Genomic DNA, 13,448 nt, shown 5'->3' with positions numbered 1-13,448 from the left:
CCCATGCGTCGCCTAGCCCTGTTCCTGATCAGCCTGTGCCTGGCCCTGCCGGTACTGGCTGCCGATGCCGCCCGCCCCGAGCGCAAGGAAGTGTTTGGCGACGTGACGGTGCACTACAGTGCGTTCACCTCGAGCATGCTGACACCGGAGGTGGCCGCGGCCACCGGCCTGGTCCGCAGCAAGAACCAGGGTGTGCTCAACATTGCCGTGCTCAAGGCCAACAAGCCCGCCATGGCGGTGGTCAGCGGCACGGTCAAGGACCTGACCGGGCGTAGCAGCCCGCTGTCATTCAAGCAGATCACCGAACAGGGCGCCGTGTACTACATCGCCCAGTTCAAGATCGACCAGCCAGAAACCGTCACCTTCGACCTGAACATCGAAACCGGCGGCATCAGCAACTCCCTCAGCTTCAACCAGGAAGTGTTCCCAGGCGAATGATGAATTTCCAGCAACTCGTATTGGCCAGCCACAACGCCGGCAAACTCAAGGAACTCCAGGCCATGCTCGGCGCCTCCGTGCAGCTGCACTCGATCGGCGAGTTCAGCCAGGTCGAGCCGGAAGAAACCGGCCTGTCGTTCGTCGAGAACGCCATCCTCAAGGCACGCAACGCCGCACGCATTTCCGGCCTGCCGGCCCTGGCCGACGATTCGGGCCTGGCGGTGGACTTCCTCGGCGGCGCGCCGGGCATCTACTCGGCGCGCTATGCCGACGGCAAGGGTGATGCGGCGAACAACGCCAAGCTGCTCGAAGCGCTGAAAGACGTGCCTGAAGCCGAGCGCGGTGCGCAGTTCGTCTGCGTCCTGGCGCTGGTGCGCCATGCCGACGACCCGCTGCCGATCCTCTGCGAAGGCCTGTGGCACGGGCGCATCATGTTCGAGGCCAGTGGCGAGCACGGCTTTGGCTACGACCCGCTGTTCTGGGTTCCGGAGCGCGGCTGCTCCAGCGCCGACCTGGCTCCTGTGGACAAGAACCAGCTCAGCCACCGCGCCCGCGCCATGGCCCTGCTGCGCCAACGTCTGGGCCTGGCATGATCGAAACGCTGTCCAACCCCGGCGCGGCGGGCTTCACCAGCCTGCCGCCGCTGGCGCTGTACATCCACATTCCGTGGTGCGTACGCAAATGCCCTTACTGCGACTTCAACTCCCACGCTGCCGGGCCTGAACTGCCGGAAGACGCCTACGTCGCCGCCCTGCTGACCGACCTCGACCAGGAACTGGCCGCCGTGCAAGGCCGGCCGATCAGCTCGATCTTCTTCGGTGGCGGTACCCCCAGCCTGTTCAGTGCCGACGCCCTTGGCCGGCTGCTGCGTGGCGTGGAGCAACGTATCCCGTTTGCGCCGGACATCGAAATAACCCTGGAGGCCAACCCGGGTACGTTCGAGCAGGACAAGTTCAAGGCCTACCGGCAAACCGGCATCAACCGCCTGTCCATCGGCGTGCAGAGCTTCCAGCCAGCCAAACTGCAGGCGCTCGGGCGCATCCACAACGGCGATGAAGCGGTCCGTGCCGCCGGCATGGCGCGCGCCGCCGGCTTCGACAACTTCAACATGGACCTGATGCACGGCCTGCCCGAGCAGTCGTTGGACGACGCGCTGGGCGACCTGCGCCAGGCCATCGACCTGGGGCCGACGCACCTGTCGTGGTACCAGCTGACCGTGGAGCCGAACACGGTGTTCTGGAACCAGCCACCCGAGCTGCCCGAGGACGACATCCTCTGGGATATCCAGGAAGCCGGCCAGGCGCTGATGGCCGAGCACGGCTTCCGCCAGTACGAAGTCTCGGCCTACGCCCAGGCGGGCCGCGCCGCACGGCACAACCTCAACTATTGGCGCTTTGGCGACTTCATCGGCATCGGTGCCGGTGCCCACGGCAAGCTGACCTTCGCCGACGGGCGCATCCTGCGCACCTGGAAAACCCGCCTGCCCAAGGACTACCTGAACCTGGCCAAGCCGTTCAAGGCCGGCGAGAAGCGGCTGCCGGTCGACGAACTGCCGTTCGAGTTCCTGATGAACGCACTGCGCCTGACCGATGGCGTGGAAGCCGAACTGTTCACCCAGCGTACCGGTTTGCCGCTGGCACAGCTGGCCGAAGCCCGCCGCGCCGCCGAACAAAAAGGCCTTTTGCAGGTCCAACCGGATCGACTGGTGGCCACGCCAAGGGGCCAGTTGTTCCTCAATGACCTGCTGCAGTATTTCTTGACCTAAGGATGACCCATGGATCTGGTACTTGATCTGCTCGCGACGGTTTCTCGCTGGAGCCGCAGCAACCTGTCGGAGATTTCACTGGCCTTGGTAGGCTGCCTGCTGGTGCTGTTCGGCACCGATATCAAGGGCTGGGTGGAACAGCGCCTGGGCGGCCTGGCGGGCGCCCTGCGCGTACCGTTCATGGCCTTGCTGGTGATGATCGGCAGCGGTGCGGCACTGATCTACGCCACGCCGTGGGTGGTGAAGGGGCTGAGCCAGTTCAACAACTACGCGCTGGCGCCGGTTTTGCTGGTGGTATTGGTGCTGATCGGGGTAGTGGCGGATCGCCGGGGCTGAGCCACGGCCTGGCACTGAACCCTTGTAGGAGCGCGTAATCCGAGTACAGAGATGGGTTCTAAAAGCTGCCCCGGAAAACCAGGGCAGCCCTACCACTTGACTAGCCCTTACTGGGCATCATCGAAGTGATCGCGCATGAAATCCCGAACGGTCTTGAGCACAGTCAAGATCCGGACCAGCTTCCAAACGCGGCTCAGCGCATCAAGCAAACGCTTCATATGCCCTGGCCTCCGTATTGGCGGGCCAATCTTCCAGCATCTAACCGGCACTTCGATGACTTCGAAAACTGTGTGAGGGTTTTCTGTGAAACCTCAGAGCGAAGGATACTCAGTCCTGTCGCTCACATAAAAAAACCGCCCTTCTCAAGGCGGTTTTTTTTCGCCTGCATTCCTGCAGGCACCAGTGCACCGAAAGGCCGTATCAGCCGATCAATCCACCTTCTCGAACTTCAAATCCCAAACCCCATGTCCCAGCCGCTCGCCGCGGCGCTCGAACTTGGTGATCGGGCGCTCTTCCGGGCGTGGCACGTAGGTACCGTCGGCCGCACGGTTGCGATAGCCCGGGGCAGCGCTCATCACTTCCAGCATGTACTCGGCATACGGCTCCCAGTCGGTAGCCATGTGGAACACACCACCGGGCTTGAGCTTGCGCCGTACCAGCTCGGCGAACTCCAGCTGGACGATGCGGCGCTTGTGGTGACGCGCCTTGTGCCATGGGTCAGGGAAGAACAGCATCAGGCGGTCGAGGCTGTTGTCCGCCACGCAGCGGTTCAGCACTTCGATGGCATCGCAGTCATATACCCGCAGGTTCTTCAGGCCTTGGGTAAGCACACCGTTGAGCAGCGCGCCAACACCCGGGCGGTGTACTTCCACACCGATGAAGTCCTGCTCAGGCGCGGCAGCCGCCATTTCCAGCAGGGAATGGCCCATGCCGAAGCCGATCTCCAGGGTGCGCGGCGCCGAACGGCCGAACACCTGGTCGTAGTCCACCGGGCTGTCGGCCAGCGGCAGGATGTACAGCGGGCCGCCCTGCTCCAGGCCACGTTGCTGGCCTTCGGTCATGCGCCCGGCGCGCATCACGAAACTCTTGATGCGGCGGTGCGGGCGGGCTTCGCCGTCGGGGGTGATCGGCGTATCGTGCGATTCAGTCATCAGGGGCTCTTACTTGATCAGACCATCCAGCGGCGAAGAGGCGCTGGCATAGAGTTTCTTCGGCATACGGCCGGCCAGGTAGGCCATGCGACCGGCGACGATGGCGTGCTTCATGGCCTCGGCCATCAGCACCGGCTGCTGGGCGTGGGCGATGGCCGAGTTCATCAGCACCGCTTCACAGCCCATTTCCATGGCGATGGTAGCGTCGGACGCGGTACCTACACCGGCATCGACCAGCACCGGCACCTTGGACTCTTCCAGGATGATCTGCAGGTTGTAGGGGTTGCAGATACCCAGGCCGGTACCGATCAGGCCAGCCAGCGGCATGACCGCGATGCAGCCGGCTTCGGCCAGCTGGCGGGCGATGATCGGATCGTCACTGGTGTAGACCATCACGTCGAAACCGTCCTTGACCAACACTTCGGCGGCCTTGAGGGTTTCGATCACATTGGGGAACAAGGTTTTCTGGTCGGCCAGCACTTCCAGCTTGACCAGGTTGTGGCCATCCAGCAGTTCACGGGCCAGGCGGCAGGTGCGCACGGCTTCGACTGCGTCGTAGCAACCAGCGGTGTTCGGCAGGATGGTGTAGCGGTCCGGTGGCAACACGTCGAGCAGGTTCGGCTCGCCCGGGTTCTGGCCGATGTTGGTGCGGCGCACGGCAACGGTGACGATCTCGGCACCCGAAGCCTCGATGGCCAGGCGGGTTTCTTCCATGTCACGGTACTTGCCGGTACCGACCAGCAGGCGCGACTGGAAAGTACGCCCGGCCAGGGTGAAGGGCTTGTCGCTACGAACGTTGCTCATGGTTGTTCCTCGGGAATAGGTTGCTGGGCTTGCAGGTGAATCGCCGGCCGGAATCAGCCGCCACCGATGGCGTGGACCACTTCGACCTGGTCACCGTCGTTCAACAGCGTACTGTCGTGCTGGCTACGCGGCACGATATCCAGGTTCAGCTCCACCGCGACGCGGCGCCCGGTCAGTTCCAGGCGGGCCAGCAGGGCCGCGACGCTTTCGCCAGCGGGCAATTCGTAAGGTTCACCGTTCAGTTGAATGCGCATGCGCACGGCCACCATTGTTCTTTGGGGGCCCGCATTCTAGCGCTGAACCGCCCTGCAACCCAAGGGCGGTGCACGCCATTAGTCGCGATTGTGGACCACATGGTCAACCGAGCCGCCAGGCTGCAAGGCCCAGGCACAACCAGCCGGCGAGGAAGCACAGGCCACCAATCGGGGTGATGATGCCAAGCTTGCCCAAGCCACTCAGGGTCAGCAGGTACAGGCTACCGGAGAACAGTACTATCCCCAGGGCAAACAGGCCGCCAGCCCAGCCGACCAGGCGCCCCGGCAGGTGCACCGAGAGCACGGCGACGGCGAAGATCGCCAGGGCATGCACCAACTGGTAGGACACACCGGTCTGGAAGATTGCCAGGTAGTCGGCCGTCAGTCGGCTTTTCAGGCCGTGGGCGGCGAAAGCCCCCAGGGCGACACCGGTGAAGCCGAAAAAGGCGGCAAGCATCAGGAAGCTGCGAAGCATGGGACGACTCCTTGGATCGGGTCTGTATAATGGCCCCTTCAACCCGTACGGCCAAGCCATCGTCATGCTGCCAACCCTTCTCCGCCGCCTCTCCCGCGCCCTGCTCTGGTTCGCTGCCGGCAGCATCGTGCTGGTGCTGGTGTTCCGCTGGGTGCCACCACCCGGTACCGCGCTCATGGTCGAGCGCAAGGTGGAGTCCTGGGTGAATGGCGAGCCGATCGACCTGCAGCGCGACTGGGAGCCGTGGGAGAACATCTCCGACGATCTCAAGGTCGCGGTCATCGCTGGCGAGGACCAGAAGTTCGCCAACCACTGGGGCTTCGACATCCCGGCCATCCAGGCGGCACTGGCCTACAACGAGCGCGGCGGCAGCATTCGCGGGGCCAGCACCCTGACCCAACAGGTGGCCAAGAACCTGTTCCTGTGGTCCGGGCGCAGCTGGTTCCGCAAAGGGCTGGAAGCCTGGTTCACCGCATTGATCGAGCTGTTCTGGTCGAAGGAGCGGATTCTCGAGGTCTACCTGAACAGTGCCGAATGGGGCAAAGGTGTGTTTGGCGCCCAGGCTGCAGCGCGCTATCACTTTGGCGTCGATGCCAGTCGACTCAGCCGACAGCAGGCGGCGCAGCTGGCAGCGGTGCTGCCGAGCCCGATCAAGTGGAGTGCCAGTCGGCCGAGTGCCTATGTGGCCAGCCGGGCCGGCTGGATCCGCCGGCAGATGAGCCAATTGGGTGGGCCCAGCTACCTGATGCAGCTCGACACTTCACGCAAGCTTTGAGGGCCTCTTCGCGGGCACGCCCGCCCTCATAGAACTGCACATGACTCATTGAATTAGCAGGGGCCCTGTGGGAGCGGGCGCGCCCGCGAAGAGGCCGGCAAAGCCAACACCAATAAAAAAGCCGCTCGCCCTATCCGGGCCAGCGGCTTTTCTTTGCAGGCAGGGCTCGATCAGACCGCGATCAGCGCCTTGACCTTGTTCATCGCATTTTTCTCCAGCTGGCGAATCCGCTCAGCCGAAACGCTGTACTTGTCCGCCAGCTCATGCAACGTGGCCTTCTCTTCCGCCAACCAGCGCTGGTAGAGAATGTCACGGCTACGTTCGTCCAGACCTTGCAGCGCTTCGTGCAGGTTGCTGGTGGAGTTGTCGCTCCAGTCGGCATCCTCCAGCTGCACCGCCGGGTCGTAACGGTGGTCTTCCAGGTAATGCGCAGGCGACTGGAAAGCGCTGTCGTCGTCAGCTTCCGCTGCCGGATCGAAGGCCATGTCCTGGCCGCTGAGGCGGCTTTCCATCTCGCGAACTTCACGCGGCTCCACGCCCAGGCTTTCCGCCACGCGGTGCACTTCGTCGTTGTTCAGCCAGGCCAGACGCTTCTTCTGGCTGCGCAGGTTGAAGAACAGCTTGCGCTGGGCCTTGGTGGTAGCCACCTTGACGATGCGCCAGTTGCGCAGGATGAACTCGTGGATCTCTGCCTTGATCCAGTGCACGGCGAACGACACCAGGCGCACGCCCATTTCCGGGTTGAAGCGCTTGACGGCTTTCATCAGGCCGACATTGCCTTCCTGGATCAGGTCAGCCTGGGCCAGCCCGTAGCCGGCATAGCTACGGGCGATATGTACGACGAAACGCAGGTGGGCCATCACCATTTGACGAGCGGCCTCGACATCCTGCTCATAATAGAGACGCTCGCCCAGATCACGCTCCTGCTCGACAGTCAGCAGCGGGATGCTGTTGACCGTGTGCACGTAGGCTTCCAGGTTTGCACCGGGCACCAGGGCATAGGCAGGTTGCAACGATGTGGTCATTCAAGAACCTCCGACTTACAAAACTCGCGCCTTGTGGGCGCTGCCAACATTGACCTGGAACGACGGTACAAGTTCCGTAGTGAAGAATTTGTCAATGCTGGCAGGTAAAAACTATCGCGGCGCCAGCTCGTTCAGGTGGCGGGCCACTGCGATCCATGCACCGATATACCCCAACAGCACCGCCCCGATCAAGAGGGACAGACCATCGGACGCCGGTACCCCGCCCAGGGCGAAGTCGCTGCCGTACAGCCCGGAAAGCCCTACCACCGCCTCGTTCAGCCAGTTCAGGCCAAACGCCAGGATGCCCCATGCGATCACGCCTGCACCCAGGCCATACAGCGCGCCCATGTACAGGAAAGGCCGGCGCACGTAGGCGTCTGTGCCGCCGACCAGCTTGATCACTTCGATCTCGGTGCGGCGGTTTTCAATGTGTAGACGAATTGTGTTACCGATTACTAACAGCAGCGCAGAAATCAGCATCACGGCCAGGCCGAAGACGAAGCGGTCACCCAGCTTGAGGATGGCCGCCAGGCGCTCGACCCACACCAGGTCGAGCTGCGCCGTTTCCACCCGTGGCAGCTCCGACAAGCGCTGACGCAAGGCTTCCAGGGCTGGTTTGTCGACCTCGGTCGGGGTCACCACCACCACGCCAGGCAGCGGGTTGTCGGGCAGTTCACGCAGGGCTTCGCCCAGGCCGGACTGCTGCTGGAACTCCTCCAGCGCCTGCTCGCGGCTGACATACTGCGCGTCGGCCACACCAGGCATGCCCTTGATCTCGTCGCGCAGCGCCTCGCCTTCGCGGCTGCCGGCATCGAGCTTGAGGTACAGCGAAATTTGCGCGGCGCGCTGCCACGAGCCGCCAAGCTGCTCGACGTTCTTCAGCAGCAACGACAGGCCCATGGGCATGCTCAGCGCCACCGCCATCACCAGGCAGGTGAAAAAGCTGCCGATCGGCTGCTTGCCCAGGCGACGCAGGCTGTCGGCCATGCTGGCACGGTGGCTTTCCAGCCAGGCATGCAGCAGCGTGCGGAAATCCGGGCCGTCATCGTCGTCGCGCTTTTTCTTCGCCGGTTGCGGGTCGGCCGGTTTCGGCGCAACCCGCTCGGAAACCTTCGGCGTACGTGTAGTGCTCATTGCCCGGCCTCCCCATCGCCGATCAAGCGGCCGCGCTGCAAGGTCAGCATGCGGTGACGCATGCGCGCAATCAGTGCCAGGTCGTGGCTGGCGATCAATACCGTGGTACCCAGGCGGTTGATGTCCTCGAACACGCCCATGATCTCCGCGGCCAGGCGTGGGTCGAGGTTACCGGTGGGCTCGTCGGCCAGCAGCAGGGCTGGCTGGTGAACGATGGCGCGGGCGATACCCACCCGCTGCTGCTGCCCGGTGGACAGGTCGGCCGGAAACAGCTCGCCCTTGTCGGCCAGCGACACACGCTCCAGCGCCGAGTCCACGCGCTTGGCGACCTCGGCCTTGGACAGGCCGAGAATCTGCAGCGGCAAGGCGATGTTGTTGAACACCGTGCGATCGAACAACAGCTGGTGGTTCTGGAACACCACGCCGATCTGCCGGCGCAGGAACGGGATCTGCGAATTGCTGATCTGGCCCAGGTCCTGCCCGGCCAGCATCAGCTTGCCGCTGGTCGGGCGTTCCATGGCCAGCAGCAGGCGCAGCAAGGTGCTCTTGCCCGCGCCCGAATGGCCGGTGACGAACAGGAATTCGCCCCGGCGCGCCCGGAAACTCAGCTCATGCAAACCCACATGACCATTGGGGTAGCGCTTGGCAACCTGTTCGAATCGGATCATGGTCAGTCTCGCTCGGCGAACAGAGCCTTGACGAACGGCTCGGCTTCGAAGGTACGCAGGTCGTCGATGCCTTCACCGACACCGATGAAGCGGATCGGCAGCTTGAACTGCTTGGCCAGGGCGAAGATCACACCGCCCTTGGCAGTGCCGTCCAGCTTGGTCAGGGCCAGACCGGTCAGCTCGACGCTCTGGTTGAAGTACTTGGCCTGGCTGATGGCGTTCTGGCCGGTGCCGGCATCGAGCACCAGCAGCACCTCGTGCGGCGCCTCGGCGTCGAGCTTGCCGATGACCCGGCGGACCTTCTTCAGCTCTTCCATCAGGTTGTCTTTGGTGTGCAGGCGGCCAGCGGTGTCGGCGATCAGCACGTCGACACCACGGGCCTTGGCGGCCTGTACGGCATCGAAGATCACCGAAGCGGAGTCGGCACCGGTGTGCTGGGCGATCACCGGGATCTGGTTACGCTCGCCCCACACCTGCAACTGCTCGACCGCAGCGGCACGGAAGGTGTCACCAGCTGCCAGCATTACTTTCTTGCCTTCAAGCTGCAGTTTCTTGGCCAGTTTGCCGATGGTGGTGGTCTTGCCGGCACCGTTCACACCGACCACCAGGATCACATAAGGCTTGTTCTGCGCCTGTACCACCAGTGGCTGCTCGACCGGGCGCAGCAGCGCAGCCAGCTCTTCCTGCAGCGACTTGTACAGGGCATCGGCGTCGGCCAGCTGCTTGCGTGCAACCTTCTGGGTCAGGTTCTGGACGATGGTCGAAGTGGCTTCCACACCAACGTCGGCGGTCAGCAGGCGGGTTTCGATTTCGTCGAGCAGGTCGTCATCGATGACTTTCTTGCCCAGGAACAGGCTGGCCATGCCCTCGCCGATGCTGGCGCTGGTCTTCGACAGGCCCTGCTTGAGGCGGGCGAAGAAGCCGGGCTTGGCCTGTTCGGCCTGCGCGGCGACCGGGGCCGCAGCCACAGGGGCAGCAGGCGCTGGTGCAGGGCGTTCCGGGATGGCGGGCGGCGCTTTCGGCTCCAGGTCCGGCACCAGGGCCACGGGCTCTTCGGCAACCGGCAGCACCAGGTTGCTGACCGGCGCGACCGGCTCGACGACCGGGGCCGCCTCGACAGGGGCCGGTTCGACCAGGGCTGCCTGCAAGGGCATCGACGCGACCGGTTGCGGTGCAGGTGCCACCAACGGCCGGGACGCGACCGGTTCGGGCTCAGGGGCCTGCAACGGCTGGGAAGCAACCGGTTCGGGAACGGGGGCCTCGACTACCGGGGACAGGGCTGGTGCGGGGACCTGCTGCGGTTCAGTCAGCTGTGGGGCCGCAGGGGCCTGAACGGGCTCGGGGGCCTGTGCCACTTCGGCGGTAGATCCCTCGACCGGAGCGGCTGCAGGCTGCTCGACGGCGGGGGCTTCATTCGCGGGCACGCCCGTTGCCACAGGTTGCTGCGGTTTCTTGCGGAACCAGCTGAACAGGCCTTTCTTTTCGCCAGCCTCGGCCGGCGCTTTTTTGTCGTCGTTGGAACCAAACATGGAAGACGGCTATCTCAGGGTAGCGATGGGCCAGCTATGGCGCATCAGGAATTCTCTCTACGCAGAACAGACTATCTTGAAGCCGGCTGGTTCATGCGCAACGTTTTGTCTTAGTGTCCTGCGGGCCAGAACGGCGACAGGCATGGTCGCCAGGCAACCGGATCAGTATCCTAGCACCTCCTGGCCCGCCGACGCTAAACCCAGCGGGCCGTCGAACAGGTTAAACACCGTATGAATGCTCTAGCCCGCCGCGCCGCTGGCCTGTTGCTTGGCACGCTCTGCCTGCCACTCACGGCCTTCGCCGCCGATGTGCAACCCACCCACGAATTCATCCTCGACAACGGCCTGAAAGTGGTCGTGCGCGAGGACCATCGCGCCCCGGTGGTGGTCTCGCAGATCTGGTACAAGGTTGGCTCCAGCTACGAAACCCCGGGCCAGACCGGCCTGTCCCACGCGCTGGAACACATGATGTTCAAAGGCAGCGCCAAGGTCGGCCCCGGCGAGGCCTCGCGCATCCTGCGTGACATTGGCGCCGAAGAAAACGCCTTCACCAGTGATGACTACACCGCCTATTACCAGGTACTGGCCCGCGACCGCCTGCCGGTGGCCCTGGAGCTGGAGGCCGACCGCCTGGCCAGCCTGCGCCTGCCCGCCGACGAGTTCAGCCGCGAAATCGAGGTGATCAAGGAAGAACGCCGCCTGCGCACCGACGACCAGCCCAACGCCAAGGCGTTCGAGCTGTTCCGCGCCATGGCCTACCCGGCCAGCGGCTACCACACCCCGACCATCGGCTGGATGGCCGACCTGGAGCGCATGAAGGTCGAGGAACTGCGCCGCTGGTACGAAGCCTGGTACGCCCCCAATAACGCCACCCTGGTGGTGGTCGGCGATGTCACCGCCGATGAGGTCAAGGGCCTGGCGCAAAAGTACTTCGGCAGTATCCCCAAACGTGCCGTGCCGCCGGCCAAGTTGCCGCTCGAACTGGCCAAACCAGGCCAGCGCCAGCTGACCCTGCATGTGCGCACCCAGTTGCCGAGCCTGATCTACGGTTTCAACGTACCTGGCCTGCCCACTGCCAAGGACCCGCGTACAGTGCATGCCCTGCGCCTGATCTCGGCGCTGCTCGACGGCGGCTACAGTGCCCGCATGCCGGCACGCCTGGAGCGTGGCCAGGAGCTGGTGGCCGGCGCTTCGTCCAGCTACAACGCCTTCACCCGTGGCGACAGCCTGTTCCTGATCTCGGCCACCCCGAACGTGCAGAAGCAGAAAACCCTCACCGATGTCGAGAAAGGCGTCTGGCAGCTGCTGGATGAGCTCAAGACCACCCCACCCAGCGCCGAAGAGCTGGAGCGCGTACGCGCCCAGGTCATTGCCGGCCTGGTCTACGACCGCGACTCCATCAGCAGCCAGGCCACCACCATCGGGCAACTGGAAACCGTCGGCCTGTCCTGGAAGCTGATCGACAGCGAGCTGGACGAACTCAGGCGCGTTACCCCGCAGGACATCCAGAACGCCGCGCGCACCTACTTCACCCGCGAACGCCTGAGCGTTGCCCATGTACTGCCCGAGGAGTCCGCTCATGAGTGATCGCCGCGCACCACGCCCAACCCTGCTGGCCACGGGCATCCGCGCACTGGCGCTGGCAGCGGTGCTGGCCGCTCCGGTCATGGCCGACAACGCCGCCAAGGCCGACAGCAACGCGGCTCGTCCGGCCAACACCTTGCAGTCGCTGGCCGAGCTGGATGGCAAGGCGCCCAGCCGGCGCCAATTGAACATCCAGCACTGGAACACCGCCGAAGGCGCCCGGGTGCTGTTCGTCGAAGCCCGCGAACTGCCGATGTTCGACCTGCGCGTCACCTTCGCCGCCGGCAGCAGCCAGGATGGCGGCACCCCAGGCCTTGCCGCCCTGACCAACGCCATGCTCAACGAGGGCGTGGCCGGCAAGGACGTGACTGCCATCGCCGAAGGCTTCGAGGGCCTGGGCGCCGACTTTGGCAACGGTTCCTACCGCGATATGGCCGTGGCTTCGCTGCGCAGCCTCAGCGCCAGGGACAAGCGCGAACCGGCGCTCAAGCTGTTCACCGAGGTGGCCGGCAAGCCGACCTTCCCCGAAGACGCCCTCAAGCGCATCAAGAACCAGATGCTGGCCGGCTTCGAGTATGAAAAGCAGAACCCCGGCAAGGTCGCTGGCAAGGCCCTGTTCGCCAAGCTCTACGGCGACCACCCCTACGCCCACCCGAGCGACGGCACCGCCGAAAGCATCAGCGGCATCACCCTGGCACAGCTTCGCGCCTTCCACGCCAAGGCCTACACCAGCGGCAACGCGGTCATCGCCCTGGTCGGCGATCTCAGCCGCGCCGAGGCAGAAGCCATCGCCGCCCAGGTATCAGCTGGCCTGCCCAAGGGCCCCGCGCTGGCCGCACCGGCCCAACCCGGCGAAGCCAAGGCAGGCCTGACCCACATCGACTTCCCGTCCAAGCAGACTCACCTGATGCTGGCCGAACTCGGCATCGACCGCCAGGACCCGGACTGGCCGGCCCTGTCATTGGGCAACCAGATTCTCGGCGGCGGTGCGTTCGGCACCCGGCTGATGAGCGAGGTGCGTGAAAAGCGCGGCCTGACCTACGGCGTGTACTCGGTGTTCAGCCCGATGCAGGTGCGCGGCCCGTTCATGATCAACCTGCAGACCCGTGCCGAACTCAGCGAGGGCACGCTCAAGCTGGTGCAGGATATTCTCGCCGACTACCTCAAGGCCGGCCCCACCCAGCAGGAGCTGGACGATGCCAAGCGCGAACTGGCTGGCAGCTTCCCGCTGTCCAATGCCAGCAACGCCAGTATCGTCGGCCAACTGGGTGCCATTGGCTTCTACAACCTGCCGCTGACCTGGCTGGAGGACTTCATGCAGCAGTCCCAGGCCCTCACCGTCGAACAGGTAAGAACGGCCATGAACAAACACCTGTCAGCCGATAAACTGGTGATCGTCACCGCTGGCCCGAAAGTGCCGCAAAAACCGCTGCCAGCACCCACTGACAAGCCCTCCGAGCAGCCGCTCGGGGTACCGGAGCACTAATGCCAAGATCCACCCCTCCCGCCC

General features: G+C 64.4%; 15 protein-coding genes. 7 read left to right on the top strand and 8 right to left on the bottom strand.

Annotation, left to right across the window (positions count from 1 at the left end; all coding sequences use genetic code 11):
* Positions 1 to 3 precede the first annotated feature (3 nt).
* Genes J5M71_RS00075 through J5M71_RS00060 form a run of 4 tightly spaced genes read left to right on the top strand, consistent with a single transcriptional unit; the run spans position 4 to position 2,539 of the window.
* Positions 4 to 438 carry a DUF4426 domain-containing protein gene (locus J5M71_RS00075; protein WP_013974622.1) on the top strand — a complete coding sequence of 145 codons (435 nt, stop codon included), beginning with the start codon at positions 4 to 6 and terminating at the stop codon, positions 436 to 438.
* Positions 435 to 1,031: an RdgB/HAM1 family non-canonical purine NTP pyrophosphatase gene (gene rdgB / locus J5M71_RS00070; RefSeq protein ID WP_207828246.1), complete on the top strand. Its 597-nt coding sequence runs from the start codon at positions 435 to 437 to the stop codon at positions 1,029 to 1,031. The genes J5M71_RS00075 and rdgB overlap by 4 nt, the downstream gene beginning before the upstream one ends.
* On the top strand, positions 1,028 to 2,203 hold the full coding sequence (gene hemW, locus J5M71_RS00065) for a radical SAM family heme chaperone HemW (RefSeq protein ID WP_207828244.1): 1,176 nt from the start codon (positions 1,028 to 1,030) through the stop codon (positions 2,201 to 2,203). Before rdgB ends, hemW begins: the two co-directional genes overlap by 4 nt.
* Before the next feature lie 9 nt (positions 2,204 to 2,212).
* Positions 2,213 to 2,539: a DUF3392 domain-containing protein gene (locus tag J5M71_RS00060; protein ID WP_003257821.1), complete on the top strand. Its 327-nt coding sequence runs from the start codon at positions 2,213 to 2,215 to the stop codon at positions 2,537 to 2,539.
* Positions 2,540 to 2,967: 428 nt separating this feature from the next.
* Here J5M71_RS00060 and trmB read toward each other — a convergent pair whose 3' ends face one another.
* The 4 genes from trmB to J5M71_RS00040 all read right to left on the bottom strand — a co-directional run bounded on the left by trmB (position 2,968) and on the right by J5M71_RS00040 (position 5,223).
* A complete protein-coding gene (gene trmB, locus J5M71_RS00055) occupies positions 2,968 to 3,690 on the bottom strand; it encodes a tRNA (guanosine(46)-N7)-methyltransferase TrmB (protein WP_013974624.1) in 723 nt (240 codons plus the stop codon).
* 9 nt (positions 3,691 to 3,699) lie between these two features.
* A complete protein-coding gene (locus tag J5M71_RS00050; protein ID WP_013974625.1) occupies positions 3,700 to 4,494 on the bottom strand; it encodes a thiazole synthase in 795 nt (264 codons plus the stop codon).
* A gap of 53 nt (positions 4,495 to 4,547) precedes the next feature.
* Positions 4,548 to 4,748: a sulfur carrier protein ThiS gene (gene thiS / locus J5M71_RS00045; protein WP_003257817.1), complete on the bottom strand. Its 201-nt coding sequence runs from the start codon at positions 4,746 to 4,748 to the stop codon at positions 4,548 to 4,550.
* Between the two features lie 103 nt (positions 4,749 to 4,851).
* A complete protein-coding gene (locus J5M71_RS00040; protein WP_144175501.1) occupies positions 4,852 to 5,223 on the bottom strand; it encodes a DUF423 domain-containing protein in 372 nt (123 codons plus the stop codon).
* Between the two features lie 64 nt (positions 5,224 to 5,287).
* Between J5M71_RS00040 and mtgA the strand changes: the two genes are divergently transcribed.
* Entirely contained in the window at positions 5,288 to 5,998 is a 711-nt protein-coding gene (mtgA, locus tag J5M71_RS00035) for a monofunctional biosynthetic peptidoglycan transglycosylase (protein WP_207828242.1), read from the top strand.
* A 170-nt stretch (positions 5,999 to 6,168) separates the two neighbouring features.
* Here mtgA and rpoH read toward each other — a convergent pair whose 3' ends face one another.
* The 4 genes from rpoH to ftsY all read right to left on the bottom strand — a co-directional run bounded on the left by rpoH (position 6,169) and on the right by ftsY (position 10,354).
* Entirely contained in the window at positions 6,169 to 7,023 is an 855-nt protein-coding gene (rpoH, locus tag J5M71_RS00030; RefSeq protein WP_015272155.1) for an RNA polymerase sigma factor RpoH, read from the bottom strand.
* A 111-nt stretch (positions 7,024 to 7,134) separates the two neighbouring features.
* A complete protein-coding gene (gene ftsX, locus J5M71_RS00025) occupies positions 7,135 to 8,157 on the bottom strand; it encodes a permease-like cell division protein FtsX (RefSeq protein ID WP_207828240.1) in 1,023 nt (340 codons plus the stop codon).
* Positions 8,154 to 8,825: a cell division ATP-binding protein FtsE gene (ftsE, locus tag J5M71_RS00020; protein ID WP_013974630.1), complete on the bottom strand. Its 672-nt coding sequence runs from the start codon at positions 8,823 to 8,825 to the stop codon at positions 8,154 to 8,156. Before ftsE ends, ftsX begins: the two co-directional genes overlap by 4 nt.
* A 2-nt stretch (positions 8,826 to 8,827) precedes the next feature.
* Positions 8,828 to 10,354, bottom strand: a complete 1,527-nt coding sequence (ftsY, locus tag J5M71_RS00015) for a signal recognition particle-docking protein FtsY (protein ID WP_207828231.1) — start codon at positions 10,352 to 10,354, stop codon at positions 8,828 to 8,830.
* 231 nt (positions 10,355 to 10,585) lie between these two features.
* Between ftsY and J5M71_RS00010 the strand changes: the two genes are divergently transcribed.
* Both J5M71_RS00010 and J5M71_RS00005 read left to right on the top strand, forming a co-directional pair.
* The gene (locus tag J5M71_RS00010; protein ID WP_207828229.1) at positions 10,586 to 11,941 is read left to right on the top strand and encodes a pitrilysin family protein; all 1,356 of its coding nucleotides are present in this window, start codon (positions 10,586 to 10,588) and stop codon (positions 11,939 to 11,941) included.
* Positions 11,934 to 13,424, top strand: a complete 1,491-nt coding sequence (locus J5M71_RS00005; RefSeq protein ID WP_207828227.1) for a pitrilysin family protein — start codon at positions 11,934 to 11,936, stop codon at positions 13,422 to 13,424. Before J5M71_RS00010 ends, J5M71_RS00005 begins: the two co-directional genes overlap by 8 nt.
* Positions 13,425 to 13,448 lie beyond the last annotated feature (24 nt).

Origin of the sequence: Pseudomonas sp. 43(2021) (assembly GCF_017490805.1) — a bacterium.
GTDB lineage: Bacteria > Pseudomonadota > Gammaproteobacteria > Pseudomonadales > Pseudomonadaceae > Aquipseudomonas.
The sequence above is the reverse complement of the archived record's forward strand: the minus strand, read 5'-3'. Positions and strand labels throughout refer to the sequence as shown.

What these genes read in the sequence shown, in the direction of transcription:
- J5M71_RS00075 (WP_013974622.1), top strand. Translation starts at nt 4, where the DNA reads ATGCGTCGCCTAGCCCTGTTCCTGATCAGCCTGTGCCTGGCCCTGCCG.
- rdgB (WP_207828246.1), top strand. Translation starts at nt 435, where the DNA reads ATGATGAATTTCCAGCAACTCGTATTGGCCAGCCACAACGCCGGCAAA.
- hemW (WP_207828244.1), top strand. Translation starts at nt 1,028, where the DNA reads ATGATCGAAACGCTGTCCAACCCCGGCGCGGCGGGCTTCACCAGCCTG.
- J5M71_RS00060 (WP_003257821.1), top strand. Translation starts at nt 2,213, where the DNA reads ATGGATCTGGTACTTGATCTGCTCGCGACGGTTTCTCGCTGGAGCCGC.
- trmB (WP_013974624.1), bottom strand. Translation starts at nt 3,690, where the DNA reads ATGACTGAATCGCACGATACGCCGATCACCCCCGACGGCGAAGCCCGC.
- J5M71_RS00050 (WP_013974625.1), bottom strand. Translation starts at nt 4,494, where the DNA reads ATGAGCAACGTTCGTAGCGACAAGCCCTTCACCCTGGCCGGGCGTACT.
- thiS (WP_003257817.1), bottom strand. Translation starts at nt 4,748, where the DNA reads ATGCGCATTCAACTGAACGGTGAACCTTACGAATTGCCCGCTGGCGAA.
- J5M71_RS00040 (WP_144175501.1), bottom strand. Translation starts at nt 5,223, where the DNA reads ATGCTTCGCAGCTTCCTGATGCTTGCCGCCTTTTTCGGCTTCACCGGT.
- mtgA (WP_207828242.1), top strand. Translation starts at nt 5,288, where the DNA reads ATGCTGCCAACCCTTCTCCGCCGCCTCTCCCGCGCCCTGCTCTGGTTC.
- rpoH (WP_015272155.1), bottom strand. Translation starts at nt 7,023, where the DNA reads ATGACCACATCGTTGCAACCTGCCTATGCCCTGGTGCCCGGTGCAAAC.
- ftsX (WP_207828240.1), bottom strand. Translation starts at nt 8,157, where the DNA reads ATGAGCACTACACGTACGCCGAAGGTTTCCGAGCGGGTTGCGCCGAAA.
- ftsE (WP_013974630.1), bottom strand. Translation starts at nt 8,825, where the DNA reads ATGATCCGATTCGAACAGGTTGCCAAGCGCTACCCCAATGGTCATGTG.
- ftsY (WP_207828231.1), bottom strand. Translation starts at nt 10,354, where the DNA reads ATGTTTGGTTCCAACGACGACAAAAAAGCGCCGGCCGAGGCTGGCGAA.
- J5M71_RS00010 (WP_207828229.1), top strand. Translation starts at nt 10,586, where the DNA reads ATGAATGCTCTAGCCCGCCGCGCCGCTGGCCTGTTGCTTGGCACGCTC.
- J5M71_RS00005 (WP_207828227.1), top strand. Translation starts at nt 11,934, where the DNA reads ATGAGTGATCGCCGCGCACCACGCCCAACCCTGCTGGCCACGGGCATC.